The sequence below is a fragment of the Serratia sp. CY83965 genome (genome assembly GCF_052166375.1).
GTDB classification, from domain to species: domain Bacteria; phylum Pseudomonadota; class Gammaproteobacteria; order Enterobacterales; family Enterobacteriaceae; genus Serratia; species Serratia marcescens.
Genome location: NZ_JBJNOV010000001.1, coordinates 763,719 through 781,488, shown reverse-complemented (window position 1 = coordinate 781,488; position 17,770 = coordinate 763,719). Strand labels below are relative to the sequence as shown.

Sequence of the window (17,770 nt, the reverse complement as noted above, 5' to 3'; positions counted from 1 at the left end):
TTCGCTTATCCGCACGCAACATCAGGTTAATAAAATGCAACAGCTCACCCGAGTGATTATTTTTTCGCAGGCTAAACACGCGGTCGGCTGGGTGAATTAACGGCTATTTATGGCTTTTATATGATAAATCGTGCCAAAGGCCAGGAAGTTTAAATAAACGGCGGTTTACGCGATTGCAGCAAATCTCACCAATACCTGTTAGGTATCTGTTATTTATATGATGAATGGTTACGCATTTTTATCCGCTAACCACGTAAGTAATTTCCCTTCGTTACTAGCGGTGAATTTTAAATAAAAACGATTAAAAACAAAAATATAAACTCAATTTACCTTAAAAACACAATGTGATCCACATCACTAAAACTGCTTAATCCGGGTTTTTAGCTAGATCCAAAACCACGCATAAAATATATTGCTCGGCTTGCTGCTGAGCACAGCGCTTTATCCGGCTAATTATTGTACAAGCCACATAATCGCAGAAATTTTTATGAGAGCGTTCTCAGCACAAAATCTTACACAAATGTGCAACAAATGCGCGAAAAATCGATGAAAAAGCAGATAACTGCACATATTACGCATTTGAGAGCAGGATCACGGTTGTTTCTACTGTAAATCGTTATCTTGCCGCCAACAAAAATCGACAGGCAATGACCTGTCGGCAGCGGTAACAACTTTTATCACCCGTGAAGGTGAAAAGTCTTTAGTGAATTACCCGGCGCTGTGCCTTGGTAATGAACGCAATAAACAACCAGGGGGACGCCAAAACATCCCCGCAAGCAACACCTGATTCTTACCGCAAGCGTTGCCTGAATAGGACGTTTGACGGTTTAACCTTAAGTTTTGCCTTTTAATTTTAAATTCGTGTTCACTTCGGAGATATTTATGGACACTACACAGACCGGCACAATTGCCTCTGCGGCCTCGGGCTCCAGCAGTACCTGGCGTAAAACGGATACCATGTGGATGTTGGGCCTGTACGGCACCGCCATCGGCGCAGGCGTCCTGTTCTTGCCCATCAACGCCGGCATCGGCGGTTTGATTCCTCTGATCATCATGGCCATCATCGCTTTCCCGATGACCTTCTTTGCCCACCGCGGACTGTGCCGTTTCGTTCTGTCCGGCAAAAATCCCGGTGAAGACATCACCGCCGTGGTGGAAGAGCACTTCGGCATCACCGCCGGCAAACTGATCACTCTGCTGTACTTCTTCGCCATCTACCCGATTCTGTTGGTTTACAGCGTGGCGATCACCAACACCGTCGACAGCTTCATTACCCACCAGTTGGGCATGACGTCGCCGCCGCGCGCCATCCTGTCGCTGATCCTGATCGTCGGCCTGATGACCATCGTGCGCTTCGGTGAGCAGGCCATCGTGAAAACCATGAGCATCCTGGTCTTCCCGTTCGTGGCGGTGCTGATGCTGCTGGCGGTATACCTGATCCCTAACTGGACCGGCGCCATCTTCGAAAACGTGTCGCTGTCCGGCAGCGGTACCGGCATGGGTCACGGCCTGATCATGACCCTGTGGCTGGCAATCCCGGTGATGGTGTTCTCCTTCAACCACTCGCCGATCATCTCCGCCTTCGCCGTCGCCAAACGCGAAGAGTACGGCGCGGACGCCGAGAAGAAATGCTCCCGCATTCTGGCTTACGCACACATCATGATGGTGCTGACCGTGATGTTCTTCGTGTTCAGCTGCGTGCTGAGCCTGACGCCGGAAAACCTGGCGGAAGCCAAGGCGCAGAACATCTCGATTCTGTCTTACCTGGCCAACCACTTTAACAACCCGATGATCGAGTACATCGCGCCGGTTATCGCCTTCGTCGCCATCACCAAATCGTTCCTGGGCCACTACCTGGGCGCCCGTGAAGGCTTCAACGGCCTGGTTGCCAAGTCGATGAAGAGCCGCGGCAAAACCGTCAGCACCGCCAAGCTGAACCGCATGACCGCTATCTTCATGCTGGTGACCACCTGGATCGTCGCCACCCTGAACCCGAGCATCCTGGGCATGATCGAAACCCTGGGTGGCCCAATCATCGCCATGCTGCTGTTCCTGATGCCGATGTACGCCATCCGTAAAGTGCCTGCCATGCGCAAGTACAGCGGCCACATCAGCAACGTATTTGTGGTTGTGATGGGTCTGATCGCCATCTCTGCTATCGTGTTCAGCCTGCTCGGCTAATCACGTCCGGCCGGCGCCGCTGCGCGCCGGCCCTCCCGCACTGCCCCCATTTCCCGTATTCACCGCCTGAAACCTGAAGAAGGAGGCGAGACCATGGTCAGCGTTTTCGATATTTTCAAAATTGGCATTGGCCCATCCAGTTCTCACACCGTTGGTCCGATGAAAGCCGGCAAACAGTTCATTGACGATCTGATCGCCCACCAGCAGTTGCAGGACACCACCCGGGTGGTGGTCGACGTGTACGGTTCGCTGTCGTTGACCGGTAAAGGCCACCATACCGATATCGCCATCATCATGGGCCTGGCAGGCAGCCTGCCGCACGACGTGGACATCGACAGCATTCCGGGCTTTATCCGCGACGTCGAACAGCGCGGCCGCCTGCCGCTGGCCAACGGCCACCACGAGGTGGATTTCCCGCAGCATGGCGGCATGAATTTCCACGGCGATAACCTGCCGCTGCACGAAAACGGCATGCGCATCCGCGCCTTCGCCGGTGAACGCTTGCTGCACAGCAAAACCTATTACTCGATCGGCGGCGGTTTCATCGTCGACGAAGAGCACTTCCGCCAGTCCGCCGAGGGCACCACGCCGGTGCCCTATCCGTTCAAATCGGCGCACGATCTGCAGCAGCATTGCAAAGAGACCGGGCTGTCGTTGTCCGGCCTGGTGATGCAGAACGAGCTGGCGCTGCGCAGCAAAGCGGATATCGACGCGCACTTCGCCGACGTCTGGCAGGTGATGAGCGCCGGTATTGAGCGCGGCATCAACACCGAAGGCCTGCTGCCCGGCCCGATGAAGGTGCCGCGCCGCGCCGCCGCGCTGCGCCGCATTCTGGTGACCGGAGACAAGAACAATATCGACCCGATGAACGTGGTCGATTGGATCAACATGTTCGCGCTAGCGGTCAACGAAGAGAACGCCGCCGGTGGCCGCGTGGTGACCGCCCCGACCAACGGCGCCTGCGGCATCATCCCTGCGGTGCTGGCCTACTACGACAAGTTCATCCGCCCGGTGAACGCCAATTCCTACACCCGCTACTTCCTGGCGTCCGGCGTGATTGGCGCGCTGTACAAGATGAACGCCTCGATCTCCGGCGCCGAAGTGGGTTGCCAGGGGGAAGTGGGCGTCGCCTGCTCGATGGCGGCGGCCGGGTTGACCGAGCTGCTGGGCGGCAGCCCGGCGCAGGTGTGCATCGCGGCGGAGATCGCCATGGAGCACCATTTGGGACTGACCTGCGATCCGCTCGCCGGCCAGGTTCAGGTGCCTTGCATCGAACGCAACGCCATTTCCGCCGTCAAGGCAGTCAATGCCGCGCGCATGGCGATGCGCCGCACCAGCGAACCGCGGGTTTGTCTGGATAAGGTAATCGAAACCATGTACGAAACCGGCAAAGACATGAACGCCAAATACCGCGAAACCTCACAGGGCGGGCTGGCGATCAAGGTCGTGGCCTGCAACTGATCGCCACGGCAAGGCACTTAAGGCGCCGGCCGGTCCGATTTGGCCGGCGCCGTCTCAATGCCGTTCCTTCCCTGCCGCAACGCCCGGCTGAATGCCGGTTCGAGCCCCATGGCGCCGGGACGGGCGCTGTGTCGCAGCCACCCATAAAGCTCGGCATTACGCCGGAATCCCATCTTGCGCATAACGCTCATCTTGTGGTTGCTGACGGTTTTCACGCTGATGTCCAGCATCCGTGCGATTTGCGTCACCCCCATCTCCCGCGTCATACAGCGCATGATCTCCTGTTCACGCAGCGTCAGGCCGCGGTGCTGGCATATGCAGTTCCTGCCACAACCCGGCCTGCCCGGCCATTTGCTGCGCCGCTCCAGCTCGGCGCTCACCTGATACAGCGCCGAGACCAACGGCGTATCGTGGTAGATAACACCGGCCTCCAGCGCGCAACGGTTCCCAACGGTGCGCTTATGCCGCCCCTCCGGCGTTCGCAACGAGAAATACAGCGTTTTGCGCCCCGCGGTCTGCGTCTCAAAGAAGTGACAAAAACAGCTTTGCACGCCGGGAGGAAAATAGCAGAACACCAGATCGGCTTCGTGAACCTGCGGCGCATCTAGTAACAGCGTGCGCTTGCCGTAAGTGCTGAAGTGCAGCGCCAGAGCCTCCTGCCAGCCGGCGCTGAAGTAACGGTTTTCATCAAATAGCGCGATTTTTATCATCGTGTTCATCCCTGCCCTCCCGCCGTTCCGGCTTCCCGTTTAACCGCCTGGGCGCCCTTTGCCGGCGCCTGACTGTTGTCGATGCGTAATTCATAAATCATGGTGGCGTTAGGTGGCACTTTCGGCGGATAGCCGGTTTCGCCGTAGGCCAGCGCCGGCGGCACGACCATCGTCAGCGAACCGTGGTTGTGCAGATGGCTTATCGCCTCCCTGAACAGCGGCGGATACTCGGACAGCGGTTGCGACAGCACCTTGCCGCTCAGTTCCATATCCTGGATCACCGTACCGTCGGTCAACTTCTCCTTCACGACCACATCGACCACCGCCGTTGGCGCCAGCGCGCCCTCCCCGGCGTAATCCACCCGATACCAAAAGCCCATCGCCGACTGCTTTACGCCCTTTTGTTGACTGAATCGCGCCAGGTAATCTTCATCACGCCGCCGCTGTTCGTTAACGCGTTTCTCACGCGCGGCCACGGCGGCGGCATCCGCCTGCGCCGTCAGCGCATCCAGTTCATCCGGCGGCAGCCGCAAACGCCCCGAGACGCTATCGATGACGCCCGCCAACAGGCTGTCGCGGTCAACCGGTACGCCCCAGCTTTGACGCGCCGCCACTACCCCCTGAATGTCCCGCCCCAGCGCACTGCCCGCCGCATAGGACAAACGCTTGCGTTCATCCTTCAACTGCTCCGGCGTCACTTCCCATTGCAGCCGCTTATGCAGCGCCAATAGCGCTTCGCGCGTCTGCTGGGTCACTTTCTGCTCACCGGCCCGCTTCTGCTCGCTCTCTTCCAACGCGGCGCGCAGAGCGTGCAACGCCTCCTGGTGCTCGCGTTGACGTAGTGCAAGCGTCTGTGCCGATGCCTGCGCGGCAGATTCCAGCTCGGTAACGCGCCGTTCGGCCTGCGCCGCCGCCGCTCTGCTTTTGGCGGTTTCCTGCGTCGCCTGACGCAACAGCGCCTCGGCGCGCTGCGCATCGGGCGAACCGCGCCAGGCGGCGCCCAGCCCGGCGATCCACTGCTGAAGCGTTGACGAGTCCGGCAACGTCGCGACGGGTGGCGTCGCTTTCTCCGCCCGCAACGCGGCGAGTTCCTGGCGCAACATCGTCAGTTCCATTCGCTGACGCGCCAGCTGTTGGTCACGCGCCAATAATTCCTGGGTCAGCGTAAAAGCTTTGGCCGATGAAGCAGGCTGGTTGGCGCCCGACGTGCGCTTTGCCGGCTCAGGCCTTTTTTGTCCCGCCCCGCGGTCGGCTGGCGCCGCTTTTTCGTTCGTCGGCACGGTGTTTTGCCGTTGATACTGCTCGGCAAACTGCAGCAGCGCCGGCACGCCGTCGTCCGCCAGCGCGACGCCGGAGAACAGCAGAGCGACGCAGCCCAGCAGGCGCAGCCTCATTTAATCTGCTCCCCGCGATCCGCCAAGCCGGTCAACACCGCCTGATTCACCCCGGCGCACAGATAGTTGACCTTATAGCGATACAGCGCATCCACCGTCGCCTGCGTGTCGCCGTTTACCCTGGCGCGCAGGCTGGCGTACTGCGAAGCGCCGCTCATCAGGCTGTCGAAGGCCTGCTTATAGCGCTGATACTGTTTCTCGTCGATCGCGCGCAATGCCCCCAGTTGCTGCTGGCACTGCTGCAGTTGCTCGGCCTCACGCTGCTTGCGCAAAGCCTCTTCTGACGGAGGTTGCACAACCTGATTTTTAGTGTTCACGGCGGGCTTGCCCGACTTTTGGCTTTGGCAAGCGGCGGCGCTCAACGCCAACAGGCACAGCAGCCCCATGCGCAGGGCGTGATTGACGTGCTTTCTCATCATTGCGTTTCTTGTCCTTGTAGACGCTTATTCGTATTCCAACGTAAAAGTGGCCACCGCGCTGAAGGTGCCGCGGCCGATGGACTTCGTCTGGATAGCCTCCGGCTCCCCTTGCACATAGGCCTGCAGCGTAAGCGTGGTGTTGCCGGCATTCAGGCGGAATTTATCGCTGGCGCGATTGAGCGGCAGCGCCTTGCCGCTGCTGTCCTCCAGCCCGATGCCGATCCCCGACGCCAGGCTACCGGCATCTAACGCCAACAGGCCGGGCAGTTTGGCGTTCTCGGTGCCGGTAAACGTGATAGCCACCGTATTGCCCAGGCTGAGATCGCACTCGGTCAGGTGCAACGCGAAGGTTTGGCTGTGGGAGCGGGTGTTCAGATACAGGTATTTGTCGACGATGGTGCCGAAATCCAGCGGAATGTCCTCATCCCCTGGCTGAATGACGCACGGCTCGGCCACCAGCGCGCCGTGAAAGCGCATGTTTTCCGCCGCAGTCGCCGACTGCGCCATTATGCCGGCCGCCATGACCATGCCAGCCCCCAACAGCGCGCTCCGGCGCCGGTTCGTCTCTGTCGCGCGCATGACGCCACTCCCTTTGGTTGCGCTTGCGCCGACCGGGCGCAAGCGGCGTATTAGTCGTAGTAAAGCCGGAAATCGATCGCCGCACGGTAAGCGCCGGCGCTCAGCGTCGCCGGGGTGCGCACCGGCGTCACCGTGTACATCAGGGTGTTTTGTCCCGGCGTCAGCAATACCGGTTTGTTACGCGCGCCGAGGCGCACAGGCAGGCCGGTGGCATCTGCCAACTGCAACCCCAATCCGGTAACGCCGGCGACCCTGACCAACCCCGGCGCGTCGTCATCCGTCGGCGCGGCAAACGCCACGGACACCGCAGGCTGGCTGCCGCTCCAGGCCAGCACTCCGGTCCAGGCGTCGCGGTTGCTCGCCGGCGCCCGCAGACAGTCTTTCAGCGTCAGCTCGAACGCCACCGGCGTGCCGCGATCGCCCGGGCGCTGGAAGTGCGCCGTTCCCGTCTCACCCAACCACACTTCCTGACGAGCGGTGGTCATTTCCAGGCTGCAGGCGCTTTCCGTCAACGCGCCGTAGACGTGGAGCGTGCCGTTCGCGCCCTCCACGTCCCAATTGTCTACCGCGAGGGCCGGCGGCATCAGCATCAGCATCGCGCCCGCCGTCAGCGGCACCATCAGCGCGGCCAATACCGTCAGGCCGATAGTGCGTCGCTGATGGCGCTCATAGGCCTTTCCCAACAGCATGGGGATCTTTCGTTGCATGATTCGTTCACTCCGCTGTGTTCACTCTGTCTTTCCTGCCTGCGCGCGGCTCGTCATTTGGCGGCCGGCACGGCCTGGCAGGCATTGCCGGCGCAGCGGAAGTTCAACTGCGGCCGCCCGCCGTAATCGTTGATGTACGCCAGCGACGGCGCGTTGCCGAGGCTCGCGGCGGAGACGTTCAGCGGGGCATTGGCCTTCGGCGCCACCATCAACGGTTCAAAGCCCGCCGCCCCTTTCCCGCCCTTGCCGGCGCTCGCCTCAACGATCGTCACGTAATACGGGGTCGGGTTGTTCACCACGTACGTGTCACCCTGCCGGGTCAGGGTCAGCTGCTCCTGCCACGGCGCCGCGTTCTTCTTCGGGGCGAGCGCCGCCGGGCGATAAAACATTTTGATGCGCGTCTGCAACGCTATCTGCAGCGTATTCGGCTTGTTGCTGCGCGGCGGGATTTCACGCAGGTTGAAGTAATACAGCGTCTCCCTGTCCTGCGGCAGCTGACGCGCGGCCGGCAGCGACTGGATCTTCACCTGGCTCGGTTTGCCCGGCTCCACCCGCTGCACCGGCGGTAACACGGTGAAAGGGCTTTGGATTTTGTTGCCGCGATCGTCTTCGATCCACCCCTGCGCCAGATACGGCAACTGTTTGTTCTGGTTACTGATGTTGAGACTGACCGTTTTCAGGTCGCCGTCGAAAATCACGCGCGTGCGATCCAGCGCGATAGCCGCATGAGCGGGCAGGCCAACCGCGCCGAGCGTCAATGCGGCGGCGAGCGGGCCCACAAGGGAAACGGTCTTTCTGGTCATAGTCAGATTCATCATGTCTTCACGGTTCCAGTCGGCCGAAGGCGGGCAATCCCGCCCCGGCGGTTTAGCGGCGGAGCGCACTCCGCCGGGTGTAAGTCAGCTGGCGTCAGCCGCCGGCTTGTTGCCGGCAAGAGGACGGCAAGGCAGCAGCAGCGTGTTCATCAGCATTTCGGCCGGCAACGGCGCCGGCAGCTGGATTTCACACTGCGCCGCGCCGTTCCAATGCACGCTCATGCGCTCGCCGGGGTTGAGGCCGGACAGGTAAACGCTGCCGCCGTCATTGATGATGCCGGTCTCCTGTTTACGGGCATTCAACACCGTGGCGCCGAATGGAGGCTCGCTGCCGTCCGCCAGTTTGACGATCGCCATCGCCTTCTCGCCGGCAATCACCTCAAACTTGCGGTAGCCGATGGCTCCCTCGGTCAACGTGGCCTGCACCACGGAACGCGTCGCCTCGACGTTGTCGCTCAGGCTGTTGAGATCAATGCTGGCCTTATTGCGGTAGTAGCTGTTTACATCCGCCACCACCGCTTTGCCGTAACGGTTGGTCAGCACCGTACTGCCGTAGCCGCGTACCGGCACGCCGGCGACGCCTTCGGTATCGAGCAGCAAGCGTGTGCCGCCCGGCGTATTGACACGGTGCAGCACCGCCCCTTCCGCCGCCATCGTCAGGCCGCCCTGCGCGCCGATGCCGACGGCGCTATAGCGGCCGGCCTGGTAGCTGGCGTTGGCGTTGATCTGCGCCATATCGCCCTGATGGCTGTAATAGCCGCTGGCCGTCGCCCCGCTGCGTGCGGCGCCGGCGCTGATCTGATAGTTGTTGTGTTCATCGACCCGGTTGTAGTAACCGACCCGGTGGGCGTTCTCTTCGCGATCGAGCGTCATGTTGTAACTGAGCGTGCCCGCGCTGCCCCAGGGCAGCGACAGCGACAGATACATCCCGTCGTCATTGCGTTCGTTATAGCGGTTGCGGTAGGCCGACAGCGACACGCTGACGCTTTTGAAATCGCCGATATCGAAGTAGCGCGATACCATCAGGTTGTAACGATCGTTCGGCGCCCGATCCCAGTAGGTTTGGTGGCTGTAGTTGAGATAGGTGCTCAACCCCAGATCGCGGAACTGTTTGTTGAAGGTGATGGTGTACATTTCCTTGCTCTTGCCGCTGCGTCCTCCTTCGTAACGCGCATCGAGGTAGTCCCCCATGCTCATGAAGTCCTCCTGGGAGAAGCGGTAGCCGGCGAAGGTGATCTGGCTGTCGTACTGGTCGAAGTTCTTCGAATAGCTCAACCGGTACGAACCGCCGGTCAGAGCGCCCTCCTGCGGCAAGCGCGCACGCGACTGCGTGGCATCGAACGACAACGCCCCCAGCGCCATCAGATCGCGCCCGATCCCCAGCGACAGCGCGTTGTAATCGCCGCCGGCGATGCCCCCGCCGTACAGCGACCAGCCGTTGCTGATGCCCCAGGAGAACTCACCGGTGCCGAACATCGGCCCGCGCAGGTGATGCCCCCATTCCGACGGCTTGCCCGTCGCCAGCTTGTAACGCACCGTACCCGGCCGCGTCAGATAAGGGATGTTGGCGGTGTTCATCTTGAACTCCTGCACGCTGCCGTCTTGCTCTTCGACGCGTACGTCCAGCTCGCCGGAAACCGCGTCGTTGATGTCCTGAATGCGGAATGGCCCCGCCGCCACCTGCGTCTCATACAGCACGCGCCCCTGTTGGCTGACCACCACCTTGGCGTTGGTTTTCGCCACGCCCGTCACTTCCGGCGCATAGCCGCGCAGGTTGGGCGGCAACATGCTGTCGTCGGATCGCAGACTGACGCCGGTAAAACGCAGGCTGTCGAAAATGTCGGAGTTCAGATAATCCTCCCCCATCGTCAGCCGCGAGCGCAGCGCCGGAATAGCCCGATAGGCGTAATAGCGGCTCCAGTCGAACTGTTTGTCGGTCGACTGAGAAGAACCGGTCTGATGGTTGAGATTAGCCTGCCAATCGGCGCGTAGACGCCAGGCGCCCAGATTGGCGCCGCCGGTGCCGTTGCCGCTCAGGCTGTAACTGCTGCCGCCTTTCTGATGTTTTTGCGTTTGAGCATTGACGTTATAGTCAAACAGCAGCCCGGGAATACCGTCATCCCAGCGCGAAGGCGGATCCCAGTTTTCCGAGCTGTATTCCAGATAGGCCTGAGGAATATTGAGGTACAGCGAGGAGCTGGCAAGATCGCCGCGGGCTTCCATCCCAGCCAGGCTGGAGGCGTTAAGGCAACGGCCGCCGTGCGTCCAGTTCAACGTGCTCAACAGTTTTTCTTTCAGCCCCAGTTGGTTGACCAACTCCGGCGAAAGACAGGCTTCGCTGCCTTTAGGATCGTTCTCGGGCGCCATAAACGTCACCGGCTGTTCCGGCAGGTCGTTCTTATTGACGTGCACCACCATGGTATAAACACCCGGCATGATGTAGCCGCTGCGCGTAAACTGGCTCAGATCGATATTTTTACGATCGTTGATGTCCAAGACGTCAGTATTGAATTGAATAACGTCGGCGGCATAAACCAACGCGATCGGATTTCCCAGAGAAAGGGCGACACAGAGCCCCAAGGCCTGAAGACGAAATAACTTCCCTGCCGGTGAAAGCATAATAAAGTCCTTTCAATAACGAATTAACCGTCAGTACGAGAAAAAATCAAAAATAATCCAGCTTAAAACGCACTGTGGAAAAATACGCTCCCACCTTCAACGGCTGGTGATTCGGCATTAACGTCATGGAATAATTCAGCACTCGGCTCCCCGGTATTATTCCCTCCATCGGCAACGGCTCCCCTGGAATAACCGGCCTGCCGCGGCTGTCTTTTATCTTCAATGCGATGCCGCGCGCATCGCCCTGTACGCCAAACAAAACGCCTTCCGCCAAACCGTCAAACGTGACCTGAAAGAATTTCCAATCAGGCTTGTTTTCCGGACGTTCCAAAATGCAATTAACCAATTCAATACTGAAAGGTTTAGTCATCCCCTGGCCGTCACGAATGATCTGTCCGATAGGAAGAGTGTCCATATCGATAGTCTGATCGCGGCTGCCGGCGGCAATGGCGCAGGCAGTGTCGATAATGGCGCCGTGCATACTGACTTTGCCCCACCCCTGTGCGGCGGAAATTGCACTGCCGGGCGCAAACGCCAACGACGCCAAAAGAACGGCACCCGCTCGATTCCTTGAAAAAAACATCGCGACATTCCTTTGACACAGAGAGTCACCAGGCATGCGGCGTACCCCATGCCTGGTTGATTAAGCCTGCTGTCTCACTTACTGATAAGCCAGAGTGAAGTCGGCTACGGCGGTGAAATCGCCCGGAACGATGGCTGCGGAAGCGCCTTCACCCTGCAGGTAAGCGGCGAAGTTCAGGCTGTTGTTGCCAGTATTCAGCGTCTGTGCCGCAGTCGCCTGACCCAGTTTGATCGGCTGGCCGCCATAAGTGATTGCTACGCCGGCGCCGCTGGCGGTCCCCGCGATACCCAACAGATCCTTGTTGGTTGACGATGCAATGCCGCTGAAGGTGGTTTTAACGGTTTTCAGCGTAGTGGTATCACACTGCTCCAGTTTGATTTCAAACGGACGCGGGTTGGATTTGCCGCCGTTTTTCAACGCCACGTTAGAAACCTGGCCCAGATCTACGGTCTGATCGATAGACTCGGGTGCAATAGAGCATGGCGCATCAATAATAGAACCCGTGAAGGTCACTTTACCGTGTCCCTGATCGGCTGCCTGTGCAAAAGAACTTGCGCCAAATGCAATCACTGCAGCCATCATGATTTTGTTAAGTTTCATAGAACCTATATTCCTTATAAGAAAAAATGCATATTCCAATCAAGAAAAAGAGCAACAGGAAATCTGCTCGCGCTTATATATGCGCAGCCCTGATTCTTTAGCATCTTGCTGGTTGGTTAACTGCCAAAACCCAAAAATACCGACAATAAACACGTCGATAACGGCAAGTCTGCAGCGGCCTGCCCATTAATGAACTCGTCATATAAAAATAAACGAAATCACAACAAGCAGAGACCAATACTTTCTAACCCGCCCTTCTTGTCTGGCGATGAATATTCTGGCAAATGCCCACCAGCAAAAAAAGTCTTTTTTTGATCAAGACGAACATTCGCAATTTATTTCCTAATTAAAGTTAATTTAGTGTTATTTTTAGGCTCATAGATCGTAAAAAATACTTTTATAGTGCAATATCCTGTTTTTCTCTGTTTCACAATTAATCAGATCGCAAAGCAGCTCTTTGTGAATATAATAAACCAAAACTTTAGGTTTCTGCGTGACACTCCCCCAGCCTGCAAACAGGTAAGAACGGAGTGGGAAACCCCTTTTTTTCAATCCTGATAAATAGATAGGATTTTTCTTGATTCGCGATTTACCTCGTTATTGGTAGGCAGTGAAACTTTGTTTTTTCTTAGGAATACAGCAATCGAAATACAGAGGAAGTGCTATGGAAGCGTTATCTCCAAAACAAAAGGAAATACGGCAATTGCAGCACGATCTGCTGCAAACATTATTCGCGCAGTCGCCCCGTCAATGTCCCGACACCGGACTGCCACCTCAGCATCTGTGGTTGTCTACCCGGCAACTGGCCAACGCCGTCAACGTCGGTGTTTACCGCGCCCGGCTACTGCTGTTGGAGCTCGTCGCCAAACAAGAAGTGCTCGTAACGGACGGCTCCATCAACAACTCGTTGAGGTGGTACCCCACTGCCCTACTGCCAGCTGGCAACAAGGAAATACCAGGAATAGATGCGCCTTATTCTCGTTTAACGGAATAACGCCGGCACAGTCAGCCTAATTAGCCCTATTTCATGGCGGCACCTAACCAAATGACACTATATAATCGGGATATTATTGTGAGAAAAACAACCATCCTATTTTTACAACACTGCCTGGCATTATCTTTCTTCGTACTCATTGGTAACGCCAATGCATTTACCTGTAAAACCTCCGACGGCGGGAGCATTGGTCAGGGTGGTTCAATGACGCCGGTCGACGTCAGGGTAAAGATAGGCCCTGAATTGTCCATCGGGAAAAATGAAATCGTCAACGTCAGTCAGGTGACCTGTAAAAACGACGTCGCCAGCTGGAAAGATATTTTACTCACCGGCAGCCCGGCGTTGTCGATGAACACCGCCATTTTCGGTACGCTTGCCAACGGCATGACAATCAACGGCACCGACTACTTATCCCCGATCCAATCAGGTATCCAGGTGATGACGATTACCGGCCTAAACAGTGCCAGCATTTCCATCAGGGTTTACATCGTGCTCAACCGTTCGCCGACGCAGGATATCAAGGTGAACAAGGGCGACGTCATCGGCCAAATCAACTTTGAACAAAAAAATGACCAGTCAGGTTGCCCAAAGTGTGGGCCTTACCGGTGGCGCCTGATCGCCGACAACGACGCCTACTTCGTCACCACCAGTTGCACTATCAACAACGGCCAGCAGATTAACGTCGACTTTGGGCAGATCCGTCAGGACTTCCTCACGCAGAGCGCCAGCGACGCCCAACTCAAACAGGACAAGGCGCTCAGCTACCGGTGTGACGATCAGAGCGCGACACAAGACATTTTGGTTCGCATGGTCAGCGATGCCAGCGGCTTCTCCAGCGATTTCATCAAGACCTCCAATCCTAATGTCGGCGTAGCCATGGTGCACAATGGCGCGGTGGTGAAACCCAACAATACGTTCAGAACGCGCATCGTCAACGGGCTGGGCAACGACACCGTCACCTTTGTGCCAGTGAAGAACAATGTGCCTTACACCAGTATTGCCACCGGTCCGATGTCAGGCTCGGCCACGCTGATCTTCAGCGCACCTTGAGACGGGAACCCAAATGAACATGATGAGGAAAACGCGCTGCGCTCTGCTGTTTACGCTGGGTGTGATCAGCGCCGCCCCCCAGGCCGCCGACCAGGGCACCAAGGTCAGTATCACCGCCACCGTGGTGGCGCCTCCGCCTTGCGTGATCAACGACGGGCGTACCATCGATATCGACTTCGGCAAGGTCGGCATCAAACGTATCGACGGTAATCGCTATATGCAACGCATCGATTACAGCATCAAGTGTGAGTTTCTGGATAACAGCCGCCAGTTGAAAATGAAGATCATGGGCAGCGCGGCGGCCTTTGACAGCAGCGTGTTGAACAGCAGCGTCAATGGGCTGGGCATCAAACTGCTGGCCAACGGCAAGGCTTTCGCCATCAATACGCCGCTGAACATCGACTACGCCAATCCGCCGACGCTTGATGCGGTGCCGGTGAAAAACAGCGCCGTCACCCTGGCGGAAGGTGACTTCTCCAGCGGAGCCACCATGCTGGTGGACTATTTCTGAAACGCCATGGATGCTGAAAATGAAAAAGCCGCAACGGAAGGTTGCGGCTTTTTCAGGAACCGCACGCGACGATGCGGCAGCGGTGTCAGGGCATTCAGCCGAAGATCCCGCCGAACCACTGGCTCAGCTTCATCATCACCATATCCCAGATGCGGCTGAAGAAGTTGCCCTCTTTCACCTCTTGCATCGCCACCAGCGGGTGCTGCTCGATGGTCTTGCCGTCCAGCTGGAAATCGATGGTGCCGACCACCTGGTTTTTCGCCAGCGGTGCCTCCAGCGTCGGTTGGGTCAGCTTGTAGCTGGCCTTCAGATTTTTCATCTGCCCTTTCGGAATGGTGACCGAAGCGTCTTTCGCCACGCCGAGCGGCACTTCGCTGACGTCGCCGAACCACACTTTCTGGGTGACGAACGGCTTATCGGCCTTGATCGGCGTCGCGGTTTCATAGAAGCGGAAGCCCCAGGTCAGCAGCTTTTCGCTCTCGCTAAAGCGCACGCGATCGCTCGGCGCGCCTAAAACTACCGAGATCAGACGCATCGGGCCGTCGGTGGCGGACGCCACCAGGTTGTGGCCGGCGCCGCTGGTGTAACCGGTCTTGATGCCGTCGACGTTCAGGTTGCTGCTCCACAGCAGACGGTTGCGGTTAATCTGGCGGATCTTGTTAAAGGTGAACTCTTTCTCTTTATGCAGCGCGTATTCGTCCGGCACGTCGCGGATCAGCGCCTGACTCAACAGCGCCATGTCGCGCGCGGTGCTGTACTGCCCTTCCGCATCCAGACCATGCACCGTCAGGAAGTGGGTATTCTGCAGCCCCAGAGATTTGGCGTAGTTGTTCATCAGGCCGACGAACGAATCCTGGCTGCCCGCCACGTAGTCCGCCAGCGCGATGCTGGCGTCGTTGCCAGACTGGATCACGATGCCTTTATTCAGTTCCAGCACCGGCACCTGATCGCCGGGCTTGATAAACATCAGCGAAGAACCGCGCAGCGCCGGGTTACCCGGCGCCCAGGCATCTTTGCCGACGGTGACCATGTCTTCCGGCTTGATCTTGCCGGCCTTGATCGCCTGGCCGATCACGTAGCTGGACATGATCTTGGTCAGGCTGGCGGGATCGAGACGGGTGTCGGCATTGCCTTCGGTCAGCACCTTGCCGCTGTTGTAGTCCATCAGAATGAAGGCCTTGGCGTCTACCTGCGGCGGCGCCGGCGGCTCAGCCGCGTGCACGGCCGGGGCGGCCAGCAACAGGATGCCTACGCTGAAGGTCAGTTTTTTCAGGGAAGTGGATAAGTTTTTTTTCATCATGACGTCGCCAGAGTGTCCATTCAAAACCATTGAAATAGCGTTAACTTTCAAACATGTTCACGTTTTAAGCCAACCAGCGAGAGTGGCCCGGTGCGCGCGTGCCGGCCGCAACCCCTTGCGGCGCCCGTAGCGGGTAACACAACGCACCGAAAATGCCCTTGCTGTGAGTTTATGTGATTTATCTTATTTTTGCAGGGTTTAGCGTGAATTTTCAGCATTTTTACATAACTGTACGCAGCCCCCCGCTTATCGTTCAAAAAAGCATCGCGACGCGCATTTTTGCATCCGCCCACGGCTACACGGCCAAGCATCTGCACCGCTAAACATCTGCGCATCCATACGTCTAAAAAAGATTAATATATTCCATAATGGCATATAGAACCGTTATTTGTTCTTTTTAAAGCGCTTATCCTCAGCGCTATCATCCGCACAAAGACTTTTATACCGAATAATCCTGGAGATGAGTCATGGCAATCCCCCATTCCGTCATCGAGATGATTGGCAATACCCCGATGCTGGAACTGACCCAGTTCGATACCGGCCCATGCCGGCTGTTCGTCAAGCTGGAGAACCAGAATCCCGGCGGTTCGATCAAAGACCGCGTGGCGCTGTCGATGATCGAACAGGCCGAGCGCGACGGCAAACTGCAGCCGGGCGGCACCATCATCGAAGCCACCGCCGGCAATACCGGCCTGGGGTTGGCGCTGGTGGCGGCGCTGAAAGGCTATAAGCTGCTGCTGGTGGTGCCAGACAAGATGAGCCGCGAGAAGATCTTCCACCTGCGCGCGCTGGGCGTGGAAGTGCTGCTGACCCGCTCGGACGTCGGCAAAGGGCATCCGGCTTACTATCAGGATTACGCCAAACGTCTGGCCGGGGAGATCCCCGGCGCCTTTTATATCGATCAGTTCAACAACCCGGCCAATCCGGCGGCCCATACCACCACCACCGCGCCCGAACTGTGGCGGCAAATGGAGCATGACGTGGACGCCATCGTGGTCGGCGTCGGCTCCGGCGGCACGCTGGGCGGGCTGAGCCACTATTTCGCCGAGGTTTCGCCGCAGACGGAATTCGTGCTGGCCGACCCTGCGGGTTCAATACTGGCGGACTATCTCGACAACGGCCACATCGGCGAAGCGGGCAGCTGGCTGGTGGAAGGCATCGGCGAAGACTTCGTCCCGCCGCTCAGCGACTTTGACCAGGTCCGCAATGCTTACCGCATCGGCGACGCCGAAGCCTTCACCACCGCGCGCGAGCTGCTGCGTAAGGAAGGCGTGCTAGCGGGCTCCTCCACCGGCACCCTGCTGGCCGCCGCCCTGCGTTATTGCCGCGCGCAAACCGAACCCAAGCGGGTGGTGACCTTCGTCTGCGACAGCGGCAACAAATACCTGTCTAAAATGTATAACGACCACTGGATGCTGGAACAGGGTCTGCTGAGCAAACCGCAGCACGGCGATCTGCGCGATCTGATCGCCTACCGCCACGACGAAGGCGCCGCCGTTTCCGCCGCGCCGGACGATACGTTGGCGATCGTGCACGCCCGCATGCGGCTGTACGACATCTCTCAGCTGCCGGTGCTGGAAGGCGATCGGGTGGTCGGTCTGATCGATGAGTGGGATCTGCTGAACGCCGTCCAGGCCGACGCCACCCACTTCAGCCTGACGGCCGGCAGCGCGATGACCAAACAGGTCCATACGCTGCAAAAGGAAGCCGGCTACGAGGAATTACAGGCCACCTTCAACCATGGCCACGTCGCGGTGGTGCTCGACGGCGAGCGCTTCCTCGGCCTGATTACCCGCACAGACGTGCTTAACGCCTGGCGCCAAAAATTACGTTAATAAGGACCCATT

At 58.1% G+C, this 17,770-nt stretch carries 16 protein-coding genes; 6 read left to right on the top strand and 10 right to left on the bottom strand.

Annotation, left to right across the window (positions count from 1 at the left end; all coding sequences use genetic code 11):
* The first annotated feature begins 882 nt into the window (after positions 1–882).
* Both ACJ8PL_RS03875 and ACJ8PL_RS03870 read left to right on the top strand, forming a co-directional pair.
* Positions 883–2,181 (top strand): HAAAP family serine/threonine permease, encoded by a 1,299-nt coding sequence (locus tag ACJ8PL_RS03875; protein WP_004938697.1) that lies wholly within the window; start codon positions 883–885, stop codon positions 2,179–2,181.
* Positions 2,182–2,274: 93 nt separating this feature from the next.
* The gene (locus ACJ8PL_RS03870; protein ID WP_442530828.1) at positions 2,275–3,642 is read left to right on the top strand and encodes an L-serine ammonia-lyase; all 1,368 of its coding nucleotides are present in this window, start codon (positions 2,275–2,277) and stop codon (positions 3,640–3,642) included.
* Positions 3,643–3,659: 17 nt separating this feature from the next.
* On the opposite strand, the gene ACJ8PL_RS03865 is transcribed toward ACJ8PL_RS03870, so the two are convergent.
* The 9 genes from ACJ8PL_RS03865 to ACJ8PL_RS03825 all read right to left on the bottom strand — a co-directional run bounded on the left by ACJ8PL_RS03865 (position 3,660) and on the right by ACJ8PL_RS03825 (position 12,068).
* Positions 3,660–4,361 carry a helix-turn-helix domain-containing protein gene (locus tag ACJ8PL_RS03865; RefSeq protein ID WP_110146835.1) on the bottom strand — a complete coding sequence of 234 codons (702 nt, stop codon included), beginning with the start codon at positions 4,359–4,361 and terminating at the stop codon, positions 3,660–3,662.
* On the bottom strand, positions 4,358–5,746 hold the full coding sequence (locus ACJ8PL_RS03860; protein WP_274870646.1) for an FKBP-type peptidyl-prolyl cis-trans isomerase N-terminal domain-containing protein: 1,389 nt from the start codon (positions 5,744–5,746) through the stop codon (positions 4,358–4,360). Before ACJ8PL_RS03860 ends, ACJ8PL_RS03865 begins: the two co-directional genes overlap by 4 nt.
* Positions 5,743–6,165, bottom strand: a complete 423-nt coding sequence (locus tag ACJ8PL_RS03855) for a hypothetical protein (RefSeq protein ID WP_016928377.1) — start codon at positions 6,163–6,165, stop codon at positions 5,743–5,745. The genes ACJ8PL_RS03860 and ACJ8PL_RS03855 overlap by 4 nt, the downstream gene beginning before the upstream one ends.
* A gap of 24 nt (positions 6,166–6,189) precedes the next feature.
* The gene (locus ACJ8PL_RS03850) at positions 6,190–6,744 is read right to left on the bottom strand and encodes a fimbrial protein (protein WP_110146833.1); all 555 of its coding nucleotides are present in this window, start codon (positions 6,742–6,744) and stop codon (positions 6,190–6,192) included.
* Positions 6,745–6,794: 50 nt separating this feature from the next.
* Positions 6,795–7,433, bottom strand: a complete 639-nt coding sequence (locus ACJ8PL_RS03845) for a fimbrial protein (RefSeq protein WP_442531037.1) — start codon at positions 7,431–7,433, stop codon at positions 6,795–6,797.
* Between the two features lie 71 nt (positions 7,434–7,504).
* Positions 7,505–8,269: a fimbria/pilus periplasmic chaperone gene (locus ACJ8PL_RS03840; RefSeq protein WP_016928380.1), complete on the bottom strand. Its 765-nt coding sequence runs from the start codon at positions 8,267–8,269 to the stop codon at positions 7,505–7,507.
* Between the two features lie 81 nt (positions 8,270–8,350).
* Entirely contained in the window at positions 8,351–10,885 is a 2,535-nt protein-coding gene (locus ACJ8PL_RS03835; RefSeq protein ID WP_117286968.1) for an outer membrane usher protein, read from the bottom strand.
* 46 nt (positions 10,886–10,931) lie between these two features.
* The gene (locus ACJ8PL_RS03830) at positions 10,932–11,468 is read right to left on the bottom strand and encodes a fimbrial protein (RefSeq protein ID WP_016928382.1); all 537 of its coding nucleotides are present in this window, start codon (positions 11,466–11,468) and stop codon (positions 10,932–10,934) included.
* A gap of 78 nt (positions 11,469–11,546) precedes the next feature.
* The gene (locus ACJ8PL_RS03825; RefSeq protein ID WP_004938731.1) at positions 11,547–12,068 is read right to left on the bottom strand and encodes a fimbrial protein; all 522 of its coding nucleotides are present in this window, start codon (positions 12,066–12,068) and stop codon (positions 11,547–11,549) included.
* Between the two features lie 664 nt (positions 12,069–12,732).
* Here ACJ8PL_RS03825 and ACJ8PL_RS03820 point away from each other — a divergent pair.
* The 3 genes from ACJ8PL_RS03820 (at position 12,733) to ACJ8PL_RS03810 (ending at position 14,623) form a co-directional block, all read left to right on the top strand.
* Entirely contained in the window at positions 12,733–13,062 is a 330-nt protein-coding gene (locus ACJ8PL_RS03820; RefSeq protein WP_016928383.1) for a hypothetical protein, read from the top strand.
* A gap of 78 nt (positions 13,063–13,140) precedes the next feature.
* Positions 13,141–14,112: a fimbrial protein gene (locus tag ACJ8PL_RS03815; protein ID WP_228009661.1), complete on the top strand. Its 972-nt coding sequence runs from the start codon at positions 13,141–13,143 to the stop codon at positions 14,110–14,112.
* 19 nt (positions 14,113–14,131) lie between these two features.
* Positions 14,132–14,623, top strand: a complete 492-nt coding sequence (locus ACJ8PL_RS03810) for a fimbrial protein (protein ID WP_228009660.1) — start codon at positions 14,132–14,134, stop codon at positions 14,621–14,623.
* 94 nt (positions 14,624–14,717) lie between these two features.
* Here ACJ8PL_RS03810 and ACJ8PL_RS03805 read toward each other — a convergent pair whose 3' ends face one another.
* On the bottom strand, positions 14,718–15,923 hold the full coding sequence (locus tag ACJ8PL_RS03805; protein ID WP_015377270.1) for a serine hydrolase: 1,206 nt from the start codon (positions 15,921–15,923) through the stop codon (positions 14,718–14,720).
* 467 nt (positions 15,924–16,390) lie between these two features.
* On the opposite strand from ACJ8PL_RS03805, the gene ACJ8PL_RS03800 reads away from it, so the two are divergent.
* A complete protein-coding gene (locus ACJ8PL_RS03800; protein ID WP_033640842.1) occupies positions 16,391–17,758 on the top strand; it encodes a pyridoxal-phosphate dependent enzyme in 1,368 nt (455 codons plus the stop codon).
* Positions 17,759–17,770 lie beyond the last annotated feature (12 nt).

Coding starts and splice junctions, on each gene's coding strand:
- ACJ8PL_RS03875 (WP_004938697.1), top strand. CDS start 883: ATGGACACTACACAGACCGGCACAATTGCCTCTGCGGCCTCGGGCTCC.
- ACJ8PL_RS03870 (WP_442530828.1), top strand. CDS start 2,275: ATGGTCAGCGTTTTCGATATTTTCAAAATTGGCATTGGCCCATCCAGT.
- ACJ8PL_RS03865 (WP_110146835.1), bottom strand. CDS start 4,361: ATGAACACGATGATAAAAATCGCGCTATTTGATGAAAACCGTTACTTC.
- ACJ8PL_RS03860 (WP_274870646.1), bottom strand. CDS start 5,746: ATGAGGCTGCGCCTGCTGGGCTGCGTCGCTCTGCTGTTCTCCGGCGTC.
- ACJ8PL_RS03855 (WP_016928377.1), bottom strand. CDS start 6,165: ATGATGAGAAAGCACGTCAATCACGCCCTGCGCATGGGGCTGCTGTGC.
- ACJ8PL_RS03850 (WP_110146833.1), bottom strand. CDS start 6,744: ATGCGCGCGACAGAGACGAACCGGCGCCGGAGCGCGCTGTTGGGGGCT.
- ACJ8PL_RS03845 (WP_442531037.1), bottom strand. CDS start 7,433: ATGCTGTTGGGAAAGGCCTATGAGCGCCATCAGCGACGCACTATCGGC.
- ACJ8PL_RS03840 (WP_016928380.1), bottom strand. CDS start 8,269: ATGATGAATCTGACTATGACCAGAAAGACCGTTTCCCTTGTGGGCCCG.
- ACJ8PL_RS03835 (WP_117286968.1), bottom strand. CDS start 10,885: ATGCTTTCACCGGCAGGGAAGTTATTTCGTCTTCAGGCCTTGGGGCTC.
- ACJ8PL_RS03830 (WP_016928382.1), bottom strand. CDS start 11,468: ATGTTTTTTTCAAGGAATCGAGCGGGTGCCGTTCTTTTGGCGTCGTTG.
- ACJ8PL_RS03825 (WP_004938731.1), bottom strand. CDS start 12,068: ATGAAACTTAACAAAATCATGATGGCTGCAGTGATTGCATTTGGCGCA.
- ACJ8PL_RS03820 (WP_016928383.1), top strand. CDS start 12,733: ATGGAAGCGTTATCTCCAAAACAAAAGGAAATACGGCAATTGCAGCAC.
- ACJ8PL_RS03810 (WP_228009660.1), top strand. CDS start 14,132: ATGATGAGGAAAACGCGCTGCGCTCTGCTGTTTACGCTGGGTGTGATC.
- ACJ8PL_RS03805 (WP_015377270.1), bottom strand. CDS start 15,923: ATGATGAAAAAAAACTTATCCACTTCCCTGAAAAAACTGACCTTCAGC.
- ACJ8PL_RS03800 (WP_033640842.1), top strand. CDS start 16,391: ATGGCAATCCCCCATTCCGTCATCGAGATGATTGGCAATACCCCGATG.